The organism is Streptomyces sp. GESEQ-35, from assembly GCF_017948485.1.
Lineage (GTDB): Bacteria > Actinomycetota > Actinomycetes > Streptomycetales > Streptomycetaceae > Streptomyces.
The window spans coordinates 163651-181205 of the sequence record NZ_JAFFSX010000001.1 but is presented as its reverse complement, the minus strand read 5'-3'; the positions used below and the strand labels follow the sequence as shown (position 1 = coordinate 181205).

13 protein-coding genes and 2 pseudogenes are annotated in these 17555 nt (G+C 69.6%); 4 read left to right on the top strand and 11 right to left on the bottom strand.

The window, feature by feature from the left end:
* Positions 1-6: 6 nt before the first annotated feature.
* The 11 genes and pseudogenes from KCH87_RS00865 to manD all read right to left on the bottom strand — a co-directional run bounded on the left by KCH87_RS00865 (position 7) and on the right by manD (position 13069).
* On the bottom strand, positions 7-1104 hold the full coding sequence (locus KCH87_RS00865) for an enolase C-terminal domain-like protein (RefSeq protein ID WP_210583276.1): 1098 nt from the start codon (positions 1102-1104) through the stop codon (positions 7-9).
* Positions 1105-1153: 49 nt separating this feature from the next.
* Positions 1154-4345, bottom strand: a complete 3192-nt coding sequence (locus KCH87_RS00860; protein ID WP_210583989.1) for a discoidin domain-containing protein — start codon at positions 4343-4345, stop codon at positions 1154-1156.
* Positions 4346-4615: 270 nt separating this feature from the next.
* On the bottom strand, positions 4616-5410 hold the full coding sequence (locus tag KCH87_RS00855; RefSeq protein ID WP_210583274.1) for a FadR/GntR family transcriptional regulator: 795 nt from the start codon (positions 5408-5410) through the stop codon (positions 4616-4618).
* 48 nt (positions 5411-5458) lie between these two features.
* Positions 5459-5943 (bottom strand): annotated as a pseudogene (locus KCH87_RS48695) (hypothetical protein); the annotation flags it as partial.
* 191 nt (positions 5944-6134) lie between these two features.
* Positions 6135-6473 (bottom strand): bifunctional 4-hydroxy-2-oxoglutarate aldolase/2-dehydro-3-deoxy-phosphogluconate aldolase, encoded by a 339-nt coding sequence (locus KCH87_RS49975; RefSeq protein ID WP_308298710.1) that lies wholly within the window; start codon positions 6471-6473, stop codon positions 6135-6137.
* 103 nt (positions 6474-6576) lie between these two features.
* Positions 6577-6759 (bottom strand): annotated as a pseudogene (locus KCH87_RS49970) (2-dehydro-3-deoxyphosphogluconate aldolase); the annotation flags it as partial.
* Between the two features lie 45 nt (positions 6760-6804).
* Positions 6805-7779: a sugar kinase gene (locus KCH87_RS00840; protein WP_308298709.1), complete on the bottom strand. Its 975-nt coding sequence runs from the start codon at positions 7777-7779 to the stop codon at positions 6805-6807.
* A 23-nt stretch (positions 7780-7802) separates the two neighbouring features.
* The gene (locus tag KCH87_RS00835; RefSeq protein WP_247195524.1) at positions 7803-8891 is read right to left on the bottom strand and encodes an L-idonate 5-dehydrogenase; all 1089 of its coding nucleotides are present in this window, start codon (positions 8889-8891) and stop codon (positions 7803-7805) included.
* Positions 8888-10282: an MFS transporter gene (locus KCH87_RS00830; RefSeq protein WP_210583272.1), complete on the bottom strand. Its 1395-nt coding sequence runs from the start codon at positions 10280-10282 to the stop codon at positions 8888-8890. Before KCH87_RS00830 ends, KCH87_RS00835 begins: the two co-directional genes overlap by 4 nt.
* Before the next feature lie 100 nt (positions 10283-10382).
* Positions 10383-11822, bottom strand: coding sequence for a mannitol dehydrogenase family protein (locus KCH87_RS00825; RefSeq protein ID WP_308298708.1), 1440 nt, complete (start codon positions 11820-11822; stop codon positions 10383-10385).
* The gene (gene manD, locus KCH87_RS00820) at positions 11819-13069 is read right to left on the bottom strand and encodes a D-mannonate dehydratase ManD (protein ID WP_210583271.1); all 1251 of its coding nucleotides are present in this window, start codon (positions 13067-13069) and stop codon (positions 11819-11821) included. Before manD ends, KCH87_RS00825 begins: the two co-directional genes overlap by 4 nt.
* A 50-nt stretch (positions 13070-13119) precedes the next feature.
* Between manD and KCH87_RS00815 the strand changes: the two genes are divergently transcribed.
* From KCH87_RS00815 to KCH87_RS00800, 4 genes are all read left to right on the top strand, one after another.
* Positions 13120-13833, top strand: a complete 714-nt coding sequence (locus KCH87_RS00815; RefSeq protein WP_210583270.1) for a GntR family transcriptional regulator — start codon at positions 13120-13122, stop codon at positions 13831-13833.
* A 356-nt stretch (positions 13834-14189) separates the two neighbouring features.
* Positions 14190-15395, top strand: coding sequence for a 4-hydroxyphenylpyruvate dioxygenase (hppD, locus tag KCH87_RS00810; protein ID WP_210583269.1), 1206 nt, complete (start codon positions 14190-14192; stop codon positions 15393-15395).
* A gap of 95 nt (positions 15396-15490) precedes the next feature.
* Positions 15491-16681: a fumarylacetoacetase gene (gene fahA, locus KCH87_RS00805; protein WP_210583268.1), complete on the top strand. Its 1191-nt coding sequence runs from the start codon at positions 15491-15493 to the stop codon at positions 16679-16681.
* 112 nt (positions 16682-16793) lie between these two features.
* Positions 16794-17471 (top strand): GntR family transcriptional regulator, encoded by a 678-nt coding sequence (locus KCH87_RS00800; protein WP_210583267.1) that lies wholly within the window; start codon positions 16794-16796, stop codon positions 17469-17471.
* Positions 17472-17555 lie beyond the last annotated feature (84 nt).

Genomic DNA, 17555 nt, shown 5'->3' with positions numbered 1-17555 from the left:
CGCCGCTCAGCGCGGCTGCTCGACGAACGGCAGGAGCTCGTTGCCGTAGCCGAAATCGAGGGGAAGAGCTATGCCGGGCCCCGTGGGGGCGTGCACCAGGCCCTGGTCGTCCACGTGGCGCTCACGGACGACATTCACCGAGGTCACCAGGGACTCGTAGTAGGTGGTGTTGGAGATGGCCATGCACAGGTGGTGGTTGGGAATGTCCGAACCGTGCACCTCGGCCCGCAGACGGTAGGCGTCGGCGAGATGCGCGGTGCGCATGGCGCCGGTGATACCGCCCCGGAGAGTGGTGCCGGCCCGGACACCGAAGGTGGCGGCACCGGCCCGGATGAAGTCGGCCGCGTTCATGTGCGCTCCGTCGGAGGTCTCGGCCACGAGAAGCGGTACGTCCACGGTCTCGGCGAGCCGCTGATAGGCCGAGATGCTGAATTCGCGGATCGGCTCCTCGTACCAGAGATAGTCGGCCTCGGAGAGTGCCCGCCCCAGCCGGATCGCGTCGGGCAGGTCGAAGCCCGCCGAACCGTCGTACATGAGAGGGACGTTCGGACCGACGTGCTCGCGCAGAGCCAGGCACAGTTCCGCGTCACGGCGGGCGTCGCCCCAGGCGTGCAGTTTGATGCCGCGGTATCCCAGGTACAGGCACTGGTCCGCCACGTCGAGGAACTCCGCGATGCCGGCGAACGTCGATGTGGATGCGTAGGCGGGGATTGCGTCCCTGAAGCCGCCGAGCAGGCGCCAGACCGGCTCACCGTGGTAGCGGCCGGCCAGGTCCCACAAGGCGATGTCGATGAGGCCGAGGGTGGGGAGCGGGAGTTCGTGGATACGGTCCAGCTCCCACACCCGGTGCCACAACCATTCCCGCTGGAACGGGTCGGCTCCGACCAGTTCCGCGCGGAAGACCCGGTCCACCAGGTCCTGCAAGACGAGGTAGGCGCCCGGGCGAGCGAATAGCGCCACTCCCTCGGCTCCCTCGTCCGTCCCGATGTGCAGGACCGCGCCGTCGCCCACCGGAGCGCTTCCGCTCAGCCCGTCGCGCCAGCGGAACGGCGGACTGGCTGCCGGAACATCGATCCGGTGTACCTCGACATGGGTGATCTTCATCCTGGCTTTCGTCTTCTGTAGGAAAGGATTTGGCTCGGCAGCGGGGTGCTCAGAAGCCGCCGTACGCCTGGAGCCCGTAGATGCTGCCGCCGTTCCCGCCGGAACCGGTGACGGTCAGGCGCAGGTAGCGCGCGGTGACGGGTTTGTCTGCGAAGGAGGAGACGGCCGACGACGAGGTGGGGTCGGAGGTGTGGTCCTCGAACATGGACCAGGTCGTGCCGTCGGTGGAGTACTCCAGGCGGTACTTGTAGCCGCCGGCCTTCTCGAAGGTGGTCACCACGCTGGAGACACCCGTGTCCTTGCCCAGGTCGACCCGGATCCAGGACGGGTCGGGCAGGCCCGCGCCCTGCGCCCAGCGGGTGGAGAGATCCCCGTCCACCGCCATCTCGGGCGCGTAGTCCTCGGAGTACGACGACGAGGCGGTGACCGGCTTGTCCAGGGCCAGGTCGTGGTCGGCCGGCGTGGTGACGACAGCCGCTTCGCTGGGGTCGGAGGCGTTCAGCGCCTCGTCGCGTGCCACGACGGTGAAGGAGTACTCCGAGTCGGCGGTCAGGCCGGAAACCCGCAGGGTCGTGGCGTCGGTGACACCGATCCGCTTGCCGTCCTGGTGGACGACGTAGCTGGTCACGCCGGTGTCATCGGTGGCCGCGGACCAGCTGACATCCACCAGGCCGGGCAGCAGCGGCTTGACCGTGGGCTGTCCGGGCGCCGTGGGGGCCGTGTGGTCCGTGACGGTCCTGGGAGTGCCGTAGACCTGGAAGTCGTAGATGCTGCCGCCGTTCCAGCTGGATCCGGTGACGGTCAGTCGTACGAAACGGCCCGCGACCGGATCGCCCGTGTGGGCGTAGTCGGTCGCCGCCGTGGTGTTCGCGGCGGTGCGGTCCACGAGTGTCTTCCAGTGGACCTCGTCGGGTGACACCTCGATGCGGTACTTGTACCCGCTCGCCTTCTCGAAGGCCGTGATCGCGCCGTTCACGTCGTACGACGCACCGAGATCGACCTGGATCCAGGACGGATCCGGTAGGCCCAGGCCCTGCGCCCAGCGCGTGGACAGGTCTCCGTCCACCGCCTTTTCCGGGGTGTTGTCCTGCGAGTACGACGAGGCGGTGATGGACCTCTTGAGGGCGAGGTCCGCGCCTGAGGGCATGGTGACGTGCAGTGTCGGGCTGGGACTGGACTCGTTGCCGGCCGCGTCACGGGCGGTGATCTTGAAGGCGTACGTCTTCCCGGCGGTCAGGCCCGGAAGGCGCACCGAGGTCTTGCCGGTGGCGCTGATCAGCTTGCCGTCGCGGTAGACGGAGTAGCCCGTGACCGCGGTGTCGTCGGTGGACGCGGCCCAGGTGAGGTCTGTCACCGTCGGGAAATCGGTGACCGCGACCGGAGTGCCGGGCCTGCTGGGCGACTGGTGGTCGGAGACGTCGGGGCCCGGGTCGAGGTGGCGGTAACCCGGCTGGAGGCCTGCGTTGTTGACCACGGAAGCCGGCAGCTGGGCGCAGGAACCAACGGTGGTGTTGCCGCTGATGGTGCTGCCCGTGCTGTTGGCCTGGGCGGAATAGGCGGGCTGGGTGGTGAAGTTGCCTGTGGCGTTGATGTCCATGCCGTGGTTGAGGAACAGCCACTGGTAGGCGACGTCGCACAGAGCGTTGCCGGTGTTCGTCCAGTACCGGCTGCCTTCGTCGTGGTAGATCGCGCCGTAGGCGGGCGACGGTATGCCGTGGATGTAGTTGCCGGACACCACGCCGCCGGGGTTGGAGCTCAGCGTGTAGACGGCACCGCCGTCGGCCTGCGACTTCATGATGTCGTAGATCTCGTTGTCCGTGACCTTGGTGTCGCGGCTGGTCGTGGGGGTGTCCCAGATCGGTACGCCCAGATTCCCCGGGGAGTAGTTGCTGTTGCCGCCCTGGTCGGTGAGGCCCCAGCCCCAGCCGACGGAGATGCCGGTGTAGGGCAGGTCGTAGACCTTGTTGTGGGTGATCGTGGTGTGGTCGGTGTAGCCGGCCAGGATGCCGATGGAGCCGTTGTACTGGTCGGCGACCTTGGTGACCACGTTGTTGGCGACCCTGGTGTTCTTGGTGATGTCCCGGGAGTCGTCGGGGTGGGCGTCGATCACCTCGACCCCGCCGATCTGGATGCCGGTGGCGGCGATCTGGCGGAAGACGTTGCCCGTGATGTCGGTGCCCTGGGTACCGGTGTTCAAGTTCAGCCCGACCGCGCCGAGATGGGTGAAGGTGTTGCCCTCGAAGCCGATGCCGTGGCCGTAGGTGACATTGACGGCGCCGGGCGTCTTATGCCACTTCAGGCGGGTCGCGTCGAAGTCGGGATCGTTGCCGACCATCCGGAAGCCGGCCTGGCCCTCGATCAGGCCCTCGGAGGAACTGGGCGCGAGCCAGGTGGAGTAGGAGAAGGTGATGCCCCGGAAAGACACGTTGCTGACCGGGGCGGTCCTGGTGCCGTTGAGGTCCACCAGGTCCTGCACCAGCGGCACGGTGACGGTCGCGGTGGACAGGTTCTGGCCGGCCTTGGGCATGTAGTAGATCTCGCCCTCGCCCTTGTCCAGGTACCACTCACCGGGTGTGTCCAGCAGTTCGCGGGCGTTCTCCAGCCAGGTCGGGTTCTGGATCTCCTGGCCCTGCTGGAGATGGGCGTTGTGCCAGCAGGGCTGCCGCATGGTCATCTTGTTGTCGGCGATCGACTGCACGGGGCAGCGCATCAGCTTCCAGCCCCAGGAGCTGACGACTTCCAGGTCCGAGGGACGCTTGTAGGTGTTGAGGCCGGGGTCGGTGAAGGTGTAGCCGGTGGACGTTTTGCTGAAGCCGGAGGGGTTCTTGGCGCTGCGTGCCCGGGTCTCCAATTCGCCGTCCACATAGAGCTGGCGGGTGTCGATGTCGCCCACCTTGGCTTTGTAGACCCCGCCTGATCCGTCGGCCGGAACCCAGCCGGTGATCCGCTTGCCTCCGCTGATCACCGGGTGTGCGCCGGGGGCGGCCTCGTAGACGATCCTGTGTCCGTCGCGGCCGGAGTCCTGGGCGGTCAGGGCGAACGTATGGCTGAGCGGGTAGGTGCCGGACATGAGCCGGACATGGATGTCGCCCTTGGCCTTCTGCTTGACGTCGCGCACGTAGTCCCGCGCGTGGTCGAGGGTCTTGAAGGGGTGTGCGGCGCTGCCCGAGCCCACGTCCCGGCCGGTGGGAGAGACATAGACATTCAGGTCCGGCGACGAGGGAGCCGCCTGGGCCGGCATGGCATGCAGCAGGGCTGCTGCCACAGCGGCCACCGAGAAGGCGGCCGTGAAACTTCTTCGCAGCGGCGCGAAGACGCCCCTGCGCGCAGACGGATGAGACACACGTATCCAATCGCCTGAGGGAGGTTGATACCTGGGAGTCCCGGTCGTCCACCGGGACTTCAGGGCGTTGGGCGGCTCGATCGCTGTGCTGCGGCACATGCGGGGTCGGCCGGTTGACGAGGCTGCTGCTTCCGCGGACGGCGGAGGAGCCCCGGTGCTGCCGCTCCGCTACGGCCCCGGAGGTCCTTCAGGGGCGGCGTGAGCGCCGGGACTGAACAGGCGGTCGCGAATCTTCTTCTCGAACTGGCTCTGTGTGGTGGCGATGTGTTCCACCATCAGCCGCTCGGCGAGATCTGCCGCCCCCGCGGCGACCGCCTCCGCTATGGCCACATGCTGATGTGCGGCGACTTCCAGCGATCCGGGCACGTCACCGTGGAAGAGCAACACGTCGGACTGGGATGTCAATCGCCTCACACCGGCGACACTCGACCTCAGGAACACGTTGTGCGAGGCGGCGCCCACCGAGTCGTGGAAGGCCGCATCTGCCTTGGCGAAGGTGTCCACGTCGTTCATCGTGGCCGCTGCCAGGGAGCTCTCCGCGCTCTCCCGTATGGCCCGGACCTCGATCGGGGTGGCGTGGGAGGCGGCACGGCGTGCTGTCTCCGACTCGATCACCTTGCGGTAGTCCAGGAGCATTCGGACGTCTTCCATGCTGGTCGGCCGGAAGTGCGAGAGTTCGTCGTCCAGTGGCCCGCCGACCGAGGCGGCGACGAAGATACCGGCGCCTCGCCGCACATTGAGCCGGCCGATGGCGGCCAGGACCTTCACGGCCTCCCGGGTGACGTTGCGGGATGCTCCCAGGATCTGGGCCAGGCCCTGTTCGGTGGGGAGGCGGTCGCCGGGCCGCAGGTTCTGCTGGGCGATGTAGTTCAGCAGTTGTTCCGCGACCAGTTCATACCCCGGACGGTAGGGCTGTGACGTCGCGTCATCTGCCGTGCCAGAAGCCTGTGTTGAGTCACTCAAGGCGACCCTCCCCTTGCAGCATGGTCTTGCACCACGGATTAACCTGATTCATTGGCGTGGCCAATATGGCACTGCCGCTGCATGTTGGGAAGAGATCGGACAGATCCCAGACGGAAGCCCGGCTGAGATCCTCTGAAAACGGGATGAACTATGCAATCTTATCGGGGCGTTGCGCAGAATGGATCCCATCCTTGAGGTCCTGCCTGCCAGATAAAGCAGATCCATCCTGATGTGGTACGCGATGCCGAGGAAGGCTTCATGGATGTCGTCGCGTCGCTCCCATCGGATGCGCAGGCGACGGTACTTGTCGTGGTCGTAGCCGCGATCTGCGAGGAGCGCGTCGGGTCGGTGTCTGGGGCGGCCGACGGCGCCGGACACCGCCGGGACCTTGTCGAGCGGGGCAGCAGCTGGGTGACGTCGTTGCGATTGCTGCCCGGCCGTGCACGATCGACCGGGCTGGGGCCCACTTTTGAGCGTCGCCGAGCGGCCCGCACGTGGGAAGAGTCGATCACCGCCCGCGACCAGCCCAGCTTCTTCAGCCGAACTGGGCCTGGCAACGATCCGCCGGGGCGTTCCGGTCACCCCCTCCCTGGCGGGCGCCAACCGCGACCCGGACGTCTTCCCCGACCCCGACCGCCCCACTGCTCCGTGCGGTCTGGTCTTCCACAAGCCCTCCGCCCTGCATGTGCTGTGGACGGTCCCTCAGCGTGACGGTCGTGGCCCGTCACCGCAGCGAATCGGTGAAGGCGCGGGCACGTCTGGTGATCTCCGGCCAGTCGCCCGCCGCCACCACGGCGGGCGGTACGACTTCCGAACCGGCGCACACCGCATGGGCCCCGGAGGTGAGGAAACCGGCCGCGTTGTCCGCGTTGACGCCACCGGACGCCACCAGCGGTACGTCCGGGAACGGGCCGGCCAGGTCACGGAGATAGCGGGGGCCGAACGCGCGCGCGGGGAAGATCTTCACCGCGTCCGCGCCGAGGTCGAGTGCCAGCCCCACCTCCGTCGGGGAGAGGGCACCCATGACCACCGGTACACTGGCCGCCGACGCCGCCTTCGCCACCTCCGGACGGCAGCCGGGAGTGACGAGATATCCGGCGCCCCGCGTCGATCAGCTCCTCGGCCTGCTCGGCGGTCATCACCGTGCCCGCGCCGATGCCGTCCCCGTTGTCGGCCACTGCCCGGCGCAGGTGCGCGGCGAGCCCGGGGGTGGTGCGGGTGAACTCGATCCAGCGGATGCCGCCGGCACGCAGGGCCGCGCACAGTGCAGCCGCGTCGGGGATCTCCGGCGCGCGGACGACGGCGATCACACGGTCCTCGGAAAGCTGGGAGAGGAAGTCGGCGTTCATGGGCGGGAGTTCTCCTACGACGGTGGTGTGAGGTACCGGCTGCGCTCAGCGCGGTGCCGTGGCGGCCCAGGCGTCCTCGTCCAGGGCGAGGCACCGGTCGATCTCCGCGCGCGGCGGCATGACGGGGACGTCGTCCCGCGTGCGCAGCGCGGCGGTGGCCGCCAGGTGGCCGAGGCGCAGCCGGGAGCGTTCGGTGCGGTCCTCCAGTACGCCGGCCAGGTATCCGGCCGCGAACGCGTCGCCGGCGCCGACCGGTTCGACCACCTTGGTGGGCAGCGAGGGCACGAACGTCCGCACGCCGCGGGCATACGACGTGGCCCCGTGCTCGGCGTCCTTGACGACCACGACCGGCGTGGAGCCGAGCAGGTCCGCGATGTCGTCCGGGCGTGCCGTGCCCCACACCTCCTCGGCCTCGTCCCGTCCGACGAACACGATGTCGGCGGAACGGGCGAGGGCCAGCAGGCTCTGCGCGGCGTCCGCGCCGTTGCGCCACAGCGCGGGGCGGTGGTTGACGTCGAAGGAGACGAGCGGTCCACGCGTGGGGCCGCCGTCGAGTATCGCCCCCAGCAGCCGGGCGCAGCTGGCGGAGAGGGCGGCGGCGACGCCCGACAGGTGCACGACCCGGGCCCGGCGGAGCGCGGGGTGCCGGGCCAGTTCCGGTCCCATCCCGGTCGCGGCCGAACCGCCGCGGTAGTAGTGCGTGCGAGTGCGGTCCGGGCCCGGGTCCTTGAAGTACACCCCGGTCGGACGCTGCGGATCGGTCTCCACGGCGCTCACATCCACGCCGCGCGCGGTGAGTTCGGCCAGGATGCGACGGGCGAACGGGTCGTCGCCCACGCGGCTCAGCCAGGCGGCGCGATGCCCGAGGCCGGCCAGCCCACAGGCGACATTGGACTCGGCGCCGCCGACGGCCAGGCCGAGTGCGGGCTGCTCGGCGAGCGGGCGGTCGTCCTGCGGGCTGAGGACGACCATCGTCTCGCCGACGCAGACGACGTCGGCCACGGGGGAGGTGACGGTCACGGGAATCTCCTGACTGGGCGGCTTCACACCTGGTTGGCGAGGCGCAGCATGACCTTGCTGCTCCCGCTGTGCGGGTCGGCGGCCACGGAGAGCGCCTCCTCGGCACGCTCCAGCGGGAAGCTGTGGGTGATCAGCGGGGTGAGGTCGAGGCCGTCTCCCAGGGCGCGCAGGGCGTCGTCGATCTCCTCGACGAAGCGGTACGAGCCGATCCAGGTGATCTCGCGGGTCACCAGGTCGCCGAGGGCGGCGGGCACGGCCGTACCGGGCAGGTTGCCGACCTGGACGAGGGTGCCTCCCCGGGCCGTGGCCCGCAGCACCGGCCCGAGTGCGGCCGGGGCGCCGGACGCCTCGAAGACCACGTCCACGTCCTCGGGCAGTGCCTCGCCGAGGGAGAGGTCGCGGGTCTCGTCGGCGCCCATGGCGCGGGCGATTTGCAGAGAGGAAGCCGCCAGGTCGGCGGCGATGACCGTGCCCGCGCCGCGGTGCCGCGCGGCGGCGACGACCAGGGAGCCGATCGGCCCGCAGCCGTTGACCAGGACGGTGCGGCCACGCAGGTCGGGGACGCGGCCGACGGCGTGCAGGGCGACCGCCAACGGCTCGGCCAGGGCGCCCTGTTGGGTGTCGACGCCGTCGGGCAGCGGCCGGATCTGGCTTGCGGGAACCGTCCGGTACTCGCTGAACCCGCCGTCGGTGTGCGGGTCGAAGGCCGCGGAGCCGAAGTAGCGGACCCGCGGGTAGAGGTTGGTGCGGCCGGCGATGCGGTCGGGAAGGGCGCCGTCGCCGACCAGTTGGGCCGGGTGGACGGTGACCGGCTGCCCCTCGCCGAGGCCGGTGGCTCCGTCGCCGAGCGCGGCGACACGGCCCGCGAACTCGTGCCCGAGCACCAGCGGGTGCGCGAGCGCGGCGGTGCCGGACGCCCCCTTCTTCCAGTACGCGATGTCGGATCCGCAGATCCCGCCCCACTCCAGGGCCAGCAGCACCTCGCCCTTGCCCGGTACCGGCCGGGGCCGTGTGTCGATGCGCAGGTCGCCGGGGCCGTGCACGACGACCGCCCGCATCGGGGATGGTGCGGCGACCGCCCGCAGCGGGTCGTGTTCCGTCACGGTCTTCATACGGCGTCCTCCAGCCGGACGAGGTCACGTCCGCGGGTCTCGGGCGCGAGCAGCGCGCTGACGAAGGTGATGAGCGAGTAGACGACGAGCATCGCCGCGATGGGCCACCAACTGCCGGTGACGGCGGTGAGGGTGGCCGCGAGGACCGGGCCGATGGCGGTGGCGAGGATGCCGCCGATCTCCTTGGCGAGGGCCAGCTGGGTGAACCGGGTGCGGGAGCCGAAGAGTTCGGCCATCGTGACGCTCTCCAGCGAGAACAGACCGAGGACACCGACGTTCAGGCCGAGAACCATGCCGAGCATCACGCCCGGGGTCGAGCCGGAGGTGATGAGGAGCATCACGGGGAACGCCACGACGACGGTCAGCGCCGTGAGCGCGAGATAGACCACGCGGCGTCCGAAGCGGTCGCCGAGCAGACCCACCAGCGGCACGGTCACGAAGCCCAGCAGCGAGCCCCACACGATCGCGTCCGTCGGGACGGACCGGCTGACGGCCAGGTTGGTGGCGATGTAGCCGACGAGGAACGTCTGGACCAGCCCCGAGTTGCCCGCCTGTCCGAAGCGGAGCCCCAGCGCGAGGAAGAACGCCTTGCCCTTGCGCTGCCGGATCCCGGCCGCCAGAACGCTGCCCTCGTGCTCGTCGGCGGTGGCGATGGCGGACTCGACCTCGTCCCGGGCCAGCGCCACCCCGTCCACCACGTCGGGGCGCTCCTCGAAGACGGGGCTCTCCTTGAGACCGCGGCGCAGCCAGACCGCGAACAGCATCAGCACGAAGCTCAGCAGGAACGGCAACCGCCAGCCCCAGGACAGCAGTTGGTCCTCGCTGAGCACGGAGAGCAGCACGGCCCACAGCCCGGACGCGGCGAGCGTCCCGGAGTTGGTGCCGAGCGATACCAGCGAAGCGACCAGGCCGCGGCGCTTGACGGGGGCGTACTCGGCCAGCATCACGGTGGCCCCGGCGATCTCGGCGCCGGCGCCGAACCCCTGGACCAGCCGCAGCGCGACGAGCAGGATCGGCGCGAGGATGCCGATGGTGGCATAGGTGGGCAGGGCGCCGATGAGAGTGGTGGAGGCGCCCATCAGCAGGATGGTGAGGTAGAGGACCTTCTTGCGGCCGATGCGGTCGCCCATCCGCCCGAAGTAGACGGCCCCGGCGAGCCGGGCGACGTATCCGACGCCGTACGTGGCCATCGCGGCGATGAGCCCGATGGCCGGGCTGACATCCGGGAAGAAGATCTTGTTGAAGACGATCGCGGCGGCCAGCGAGTACAGCTGGAAGTCCATGAACTCCATCGCCGTGCCGAGCCAGCCCGAGACGGCGGCACGGGCCAGATCACGCGTGGTGCGTTGCGCGGTTGGCGTCTGCTGAGCGGCTATGACGCTGTCCTTCATCGTGAACTCCGTTGTTCGGGGAATGAAGTGGGGACTGAAGCGGGGATCGATGTGGGGTCTGAGGTGGGGAGGGAAGTGAGGCGGTCGGTGGGGACGGGGCTCAGATCTCGATGCGCCCGGCACGCAGGGCGGGCAGCCGGTCCGCGACGGCGGCGGTGAGGGCGTCGTCGTCCGCGAGGTCCCCCGCGCCGAGGACGCGCAGCAGTGCGCGTACCGTCTCGGCGGGGTGAGTCGCGGGCCCCCAGCAGGCGGCGAGCGCGTCGTCCGCGGGGTCGGTGGGTGCGTCGGACCGCTGGGTGCTCAACACCCATGCGGCGAGGGCGAGTTCGAGGACCGGGGCGCTCGTGCCGCGGGCGCGCAGCTCGCGCAGGGCGGGCAGCCAGCGCTCCGTGACCTTCAGCGATCCGTCGGAGCCGATCTGCCGGAGCAGGTGGTGCATCGCGGGATTGCGGAACCGTACGACGAGATCGTCGGCGTACGCCAGCGGATCGGGGTGGCCGAGGGGGAGGGTGGGGGAGACCTCCGCGCACAGTGCCCGCACGAGGCGTTCGCCCCAGTCCGCCGCCATGGTCTCGGCGATGGTGGTGAGGCCCGCGGCCGTGCCGAGGTAGGCCAGGGCCGAGTGGGAGCCGTTCAGCAGGCGCAACTTGGTGAGCTGGTACGGCGCGACGTCGGGGACGAACAGGGCGCCGTCCGACTCCCAGCGCGGCCGGGGAGCGGCGAAGGAGTCCTCCAGCACCCACTGGTGGTACGGCTCGGCCGTCACCGGGAGGGCGTCGCGCACCCCGAGCGCGGCGACGACCGCGGCCCGGTCGGCCGCACCGGTGGCGGGCACGATCCGGTCCACCACCGTTGCGGGAAAGGCGACCGCCTCAGCCATCCGGTCCAGGATCTCCGCACGGTCCTGCCAGGCGGACGCCCGCACGAAGTCGTGGACGACCCGGCCGAGCGCGGCGCCGTTGCCCGCCATGTTGTCGCAGGAGACGACTCCGACCGGGGGCGCGCCCGCGCGCATCCGCGCCGCAAGCCCGGCGGCCAGGCGCCCGACCACCGTGTCGAGCGGCCCGTCGGGGTCTGCCGCGAGGTCGGCGGCGACGGGCGCGGCAGCGGTGTCCAGGCCACCCGTGAGCGGGGACCGGTGGTAGCCCTTCTCGGTCACGGTCAGGGTCACCACCGTCACCTCGGGGTCGGCGAGCAGGGCGTCGACGGCCTTGGCGTCGGGTCCCATGGCCAGCGCGCCGACCACCGCGCCCACGACGCGGGAGGCGTTTCCCTCCGGACGGCGTTCGGTGAGCGAGTACAGGCAGTCCTGGTCCCGCAGGGCATGCACCGTCTCCGCCGACCGCGGCGCGACGGCGGTGATGCCCCAGGGCTCGCCGGAGAGGGCTGCGGCGCGCTCGGTGTACACCGCCTGGTGCGCCCGGTGGAAGGCGCCGAGGCCGAAGTGGACGACGCGGGTGCGCAGTTCGGCCGGGTCGACCGCGGGCCGCAGCCCGGGGGCCAGCCGGGCGACCGACGTACGGTTCAGCACGGCGCTCACCAGTCGTGCACCGAGCCGTCGAGGCGGCGCGCGACCGGGAGGTAGCGCCGCTGGTAGGGGAAGCGCTCGGCCGCCTTGTCGTCGTAATCGACGCCGAGGCCCGGTTCCTCGGAGGGGTGCAGCATGCCGTCGGCGAAGGTGACGCCCGTACGGAACACCTCGGCGGTTTCGTCCGGGTGGCCCATGTACTCCTGGATACCGAAGTTCGGCACCGAGATGTCGAGGTGCACGGCGGCGGCCATGCTGACGGGGGAGAGGTCGGTCGCTCCGTGGGAGCCGGTCCGCACCTGATACAGCGCGGCGAGGTCGAAGATCCGCCGGAGGTGGGTGATCCCGCCGGCATGGACGACGGTGGTGCGTACGTAGTCGATGAGCTGCTCCGTGATCAGGTGCTGGACGTCCCAGATCGAGTTCATCACCTCGCCGACCGCGATCGGCGTCGTGGTGTGCTCGCGGATGAGCCGGAACGACTCCTGGTTCTCGGCCGGGGTCGGGTCCTCCATCCAGAACAGCCGGCAGCCCTCGACGCTCTTGCCGAACCGGGCCGCCTCGATCGGCGTCAGCCGGTGGTGCACGTCGTGCAGGAGATGGAAGCCGAAGCCGAAGCGCTCGCGCACGGCTTCCAGGTAGGTGGGTGCGAAGCCGAGATAGGCCTCGGTGTCCCAGGGCTGCTCCTCGGGCAGCTCGGTGGCGGCGGGCTCGTAGACCTTGCCCTTGCGCACCCCGTACGTGCCCCCGACATCGGGCACGGCGGCCTGCGCCCGTACGGCCTTGTAGCCCAGCTCCAGATAGCGCTCGACGTCGTCCAGCAGTGAGGGCACGTCGGTGCCGCTGGCGTGGGAGTACACCAGCACGCCGTCCCGGGAGCGGCCGCCCAGGAGCTGGTAGACCGGCAGGCCGGCCGTCCTGCCCTTGATGTCCCACAGCGCGGTGTCGACGGCGGCGATCGCGGTCATCGTGACGGGTCCGCGCCGCCAGTAGGCGCCCTTGTAGAGGTACTGCCACATGTCCTCGATGCGGGCCGGGTCCCTGCCGATCAGCAGCGGTACGACGTGATCGCGCAGATAGCTCGCCACCGCCAGCTCGCGACCGTTGAGCGTGGCGTCACCGAGTCCGATGACCCCGTCGGTCGTCGTGATGCGCAGCGTGACGAACGTGCGTCCCGGCGAGGTGACGAGCACCTCGGCCCGTTCGATCTTGCTCACTTGCGGCTCCCATCCTGTCGTGCAGTACTTGTATACAAGCATCTGTCGCGCAGATGGACAAGACCCTTCCGGCAGCTACGTAGGATGTGCACATGGCTCAATCGAACGGGCGGCGGACGAGTCGACGCGACATCTACATCAAGCTGCGTCAGATGGTCCTGACCCTCGAACTCGCCCCGGGCGCAGCCCTGTCGGAGAACGAACTCGCCGCGTCACTGGGCGTCAGCCGCACCCCGGTGCGGGAGAGCCTGATCATGCTGGCCCAGGAGGGCCTGGTGCAGGTCTTCCCGAAGGTCGGGTCGTTCGTGTCGCGGGTGGACCCGGCGCAGGTCGCCGACGCACAGTTCCTGCGGGAGGCGGTGGAGCTCGCCTCGCTGGAGGATCTGCCCGAGCGGCTCGACTCCGTGGTGGTCGAGGAACTTCGGGACAACCTGACGCGCCAGCAGCGCGCCGACCTCGGTCTGGAGGAGTTCTTCGCCCTGGACGAGGCGTTCCATCAGGGCCTGATGCGGCTGAGCGGACATGCCAACGTCTGGACCACCGTCGCCGCGGCCAAGGGTCACCTGGACCGGGCCAGGCGTCTCGGCCTGCACGAGAACGTGTCCCCGGCCGTCTTCGCCACCCAGCACCTCGAGATCTTCGACGCCATCGTCGGCGGGAACGTCCCGCTCGCCCGCACCGCCATGCGCACCCATCTGCGGGCCGTCTTCAGCGACATCGAGCGCATCCGCGCGCACTCGCCCGAACTGTTCGCGACCGACGCCTCGACCGTGCCGGTACGGCGCAATGTCGTGGTCTGGGAGTGAGGAGCTCTACGTGGACAGCGACGGCCGCGGTGACGGCCAATTCCCGTACCTGGCCACGGTGTTGGACCTGGGCTCGAAGCGGACGGCGGGCTGGTCGAGGCCCGCGCTGCTGAGGTTCCTTTTGTAGCGGTTCGCAACCGGCATGCAGGCCTCCCCACGTACCACAGCCGGCTTCTCCCGACCCGCCACACCCGCCCTTATCGCAGCGCGCACACTGTACATATTGTTCACTCGGTCAGCGATCTCCCTGGGCAGATTGAGCAGTCTGCACGGATATCGCTGGACCTCTTGCTTGGGAGCGCTGTGAACGTCTGTGCTGGACCTCGCCAAGCGTTGCGACAGCGAGGAGATGCGTTGTGAGTATCGAGCAGACTCTCACCAGCCAGGAGCGGCTGGCCGAACTGGATCTGACGCAGCTTCAGCAGCTGGTCGGCCTGGTCGAGTACGACGAGAAGAAGGATCCGTTCCCGGTGACGGGCTGGGACGCGGTGGAGTGGGTGGTGGGCAACGCCACGCAGGCGGCGCACTTCTACCAGTCGGCGTTCGGCATGGAGCTGGTCGCCTACTCGGGGCCCGAGACGGGCAACCGCGACCATCAGGCGTACGTGCTGCGCAGCGGCGCGATCCGCTTTGTCTTCAAGGGCGCGGTGGACCCGGGCAGTGCCCTCGCCGACGCACATCGGGAACACGGCGACGGGGTGATCGACATCGCGCTTGAGGTGCCGGATGTCGACCGGTGCATCACGCACGCGAGGGCGCAGGGCGCCACCGTCGTGGAGGAGCCGCATGACGTCAGCGACGAGCACGGCACCGTGCGCCGGGCCGCGATCGCCACGTACGGAAGGACCCGGCACACGCTCGTGGACCGCTCCCGCTACGACGGCCCCTACCTGCCGGGCTATGTGAGCCGCAGGTCCTCGTACGTGAAGCGGGCGGGTGCGCCGCGGCGGATCTTCCAGGCGCTCGACCACGTGGTGGGCAATGTCGAAATCGGCATGATGGACACCTGGGTCGACTTCTACAACCGGGTCATGGGCTTCACGAACATGGCCGAATTCATCGGGGACGACATCGCCACCGAGTATTCGGCGCTCATGAGCAAGGTGGTCGCAAACGGCAACCATCGGGTGAAGTTCCCACTGAACGAGCCGGCCGTGGCGAAGAAGAAGTCGCAGATCGATGAGTTCCTGGAGTTCTATCAGGGCCCCGGCGCGCAGCATCTGGCACTGGCCACCAACGACATCATCGCCTCGGTCGACGCGCTGCGTGCCGAGGGCGTGGAGTTCCTGGCGACTCCCGATTCGTACTACGAGGACCCGGAGTTGCGCGCCCGGATCGGCGAGGTCCGGGTGCCGGTCGGGGAGTTGCAGCGGCGGGGAATCCTCGTCGACCGCGACGAGGACGGCTATCTGCTGCAGATTTTCACCAAGCCGATCGGCGACCGTCCCACGGTCTTCTTCGAGCTCATCGAGCGGCATGGCTCGCTCGGCTTCGGCAAAGGCAATTTCCAGGCCCTGTTCGAGGCGATCGAGCGTGAGCAGGCCAAGCGCGGCAACTTCTGACCGGCAGGCGACGAACCGGTCGCGCATCCCGTGCGCCTCGGTGTGCTCGGCGAGCCGGCCCACGAAGACTCCGAACCCGAAAGTGACACCAGCTCATGACCTGGCCAGACCTGCCGCCCGACGACCGGTTCGGGATCGACAACCTTCCCTACGGGGTGTTCTCGCCGCCCGGGGGCGCGCCCCGCGTCGGCGTCCGGGTAGGCGACCGCGTCCTCGATCTCGCGGCCGTACTCGATGATCCGGTCTTCGCCCGACCGGCGCTGAATCCCTTCATGGCGCAGGGGAGGGGGCGCTGGACGCAGGTGCGCGCTCACGTCACCGAGCTGCTCACCGACCGGCGGCATCAGGCGGCCGTCACGTCGCATCTGCACCCGCTCCCGGACGTGCGCCTGCATCTGCCCTTCGAGGTGGCCGACTACGTCGACTTCTACGCGAGCGAGCACCACGCGACGAATCTGGGCCGCCTCTTCCGTCCAGGCAGCGAACCGCTCACCCCCAACTGGAAGCACCTGCCCATCGGTTACCACGGAAGGGCCGGCACCGTGGTGGTGTCGGGCACCCACATCACCCGCCCACGCGGCCAGCGCAAGAGCTCCGACGCGCCGGCCCCCGTCTTCGGCCCCACCCAGCGCCTGGACATCGAGGCAGAGGTCGGCTTCGTCATCGGTACAGGGTCCGCCCTCGGCGAGCCGGTCTCGACGGCCGACTTCCACGACCGGGTCTTCGGCGTCTGTCTGGTCAATGACTGGTCGGCGCGTGACGTGCAGGCTTGGGAGTACGTCCCCCTCGGGCCGTTCCTGGCAAAGTCGTTCGCCACGTCCATCTCGCCGTGGATCACTCCGCTGGATGCGCTGGACGCCGCCTGGACCACCCCTCCCGCCCGCGTCCCCGAGCCGCTCCCGTACCTCGCCGACGTCGGCAAACAGGGCCTGGACCTGAGCCTGAAGGTCCACCTCAACGGCGCCGTCATCTCCAAACCCCCGTTCGCCTCGATGTACTGGACCGGTGCGCAGATGCTGGCCCACATGACGATCAACGGAGCCGCCTCCCGCACCGGCGATCTCTACGCGTCCGGCACGGTCAGCGGCCCGAACGCCGGCGAATGCGGGTCTCTCATCGAACTCACCCAGGGGGGAGCCCACCCTCTCGCCTTGCCCGGCGGCGGTGTACGCACCTTCCTGGAGGACGGCGACGAGATCACCCTCAGCGGCACGGCACCCGGCAACGGCGGCGGCCGCATCGGCCTGGGCGAAGTCACTGGCCGTATCCGCCCCGCCCTGACCTGAACGACGGCAACGGCCCAACGTGTCAACGGCGTGCTCTTGGGTGGGCGTACCATCCGTTGACGAGTGCGGTCCGGCATTGCCTTCCTGGCTGAATGCAATGTATACGTTGTACATGCTTTCATCCGGTGGCCGTCCCGAAGAACGTCCTGGGATCCACAACCAGGCCGAACTCGCCTACCGGCGGCTGCGCGAACGGCTGACGGACGGGCACTACAGCCCAGGTGACCGCCTCACCGAACTCGGCATGTGCGAAGACCTCGGTATGAGCCGAACTCCCGTCCGTGAGGCGTTGCGCCGCTTGCAGAGCGACGGCCTGGTGACCTCGACGGGCCGTGGTGTGGTGGTCAGTTCGCTCTCTCCGGACGAGATGCTGCATGCCATGCACCTGCACGGCGCACTGGACGCGCTGGCCGCCAAGCTCGCCGCCACGGCGCAGCGCGAGGGTCAGTTGTCGCCCGCTCAGCTCGGCGGCCTCAAGGAAGCAGCGCACCATGTGGAAGAGCGGGCCGAGGCCGGTGACGCCGCCGGGGCCTGGCGCGCCAACCTCGACTTCCACATGATGCTGGCCCGCCTCTCGGGCAACCCGCTGCTGGAAGACGCGCTCGACCGCATCTGGGCCCGGTTCGCCATAGTGAGCCTGAGCAACATCAACCGGCGCAGGGACCTGACGCCCCGCCAGCACGACGCGATCCTCAGCGCCATCCTCGACGGCGACCCGCAGCGGGCGGAGGCCGCAGCGGCCGAGCACGTACGGGAGGCAGTGGAGAAGTTCGGAGAGGGCCACCACTGACGCAGAAGGCGCGCCGGGCCAAGGGCGACTCCGTCCGTCCCGCGAGCCAGAAGCTTTTCGGCGAGGTCGTGCTCGTGAAGACCG

What these genes read in the sequence shown, in the direction of transcription:
- KCH87_RS00865 (WP_210583276.1), bottom strand. Translation starts at nt 1,104, where the DNA reads ATGAAGATCACCCATGTCGAGGTACACCGGATCGATGTTCCGGCAGCC.
- KCH87_RS00860 (WP_210583989.1), bottom strand. Translation starts at nt 4,345, where the DNA reads ATGCCGGCCCAGGCGGCTCCCTCGTCGCCGGACCTGAATGTCTATGTC.
- KCH87_RS00835 (WP_247195524.1), bottom strand. Translation starts at nt 8,891, where the DNA reads ATGAAGACCGTGACGGAACACGACCCGCTGCGGGCGGTCGCCGCACCA.
- KCH87_RS00830 (WP_210583272.1), bottom strand. Translation starts at nt 10,282, where the DNA reads ATGAAGGACAGCGTCATAGCCGCTCAGCAGACGCCAACCGCGCAACGC.
- manD (WP_210583271.1), bottom strand. Translation starts at nt 13,069, where the DNA reads ATGCTTGTATACAAGTACTGCACGACAGGATGGGAGCCGCAAGTGAGC.
- KCH87_RS00815 (WP_210583270.1), top strand. Translation starts at nt 13,120, where the DNA reads ATGGCTCAATCGAACGGGCGGCGGACGAGTCGACGCGACATCTACATC.
- fahA (WP_210583268.1), top strand. Translation starts at nt 15,491, where the DNA reads ATGACCTGGCCAGACCTGCCGCCCGACGACCGGTTCGGGATCGACAAC.
- KCH87_RS00800 (WP_210583267.1), top strand. Translation starts at nt 16,794, where the DNA reads ATGCTTTCATCCGGTGGCCGTCCCGAAGAACGTCCTGGGATCCACAAC.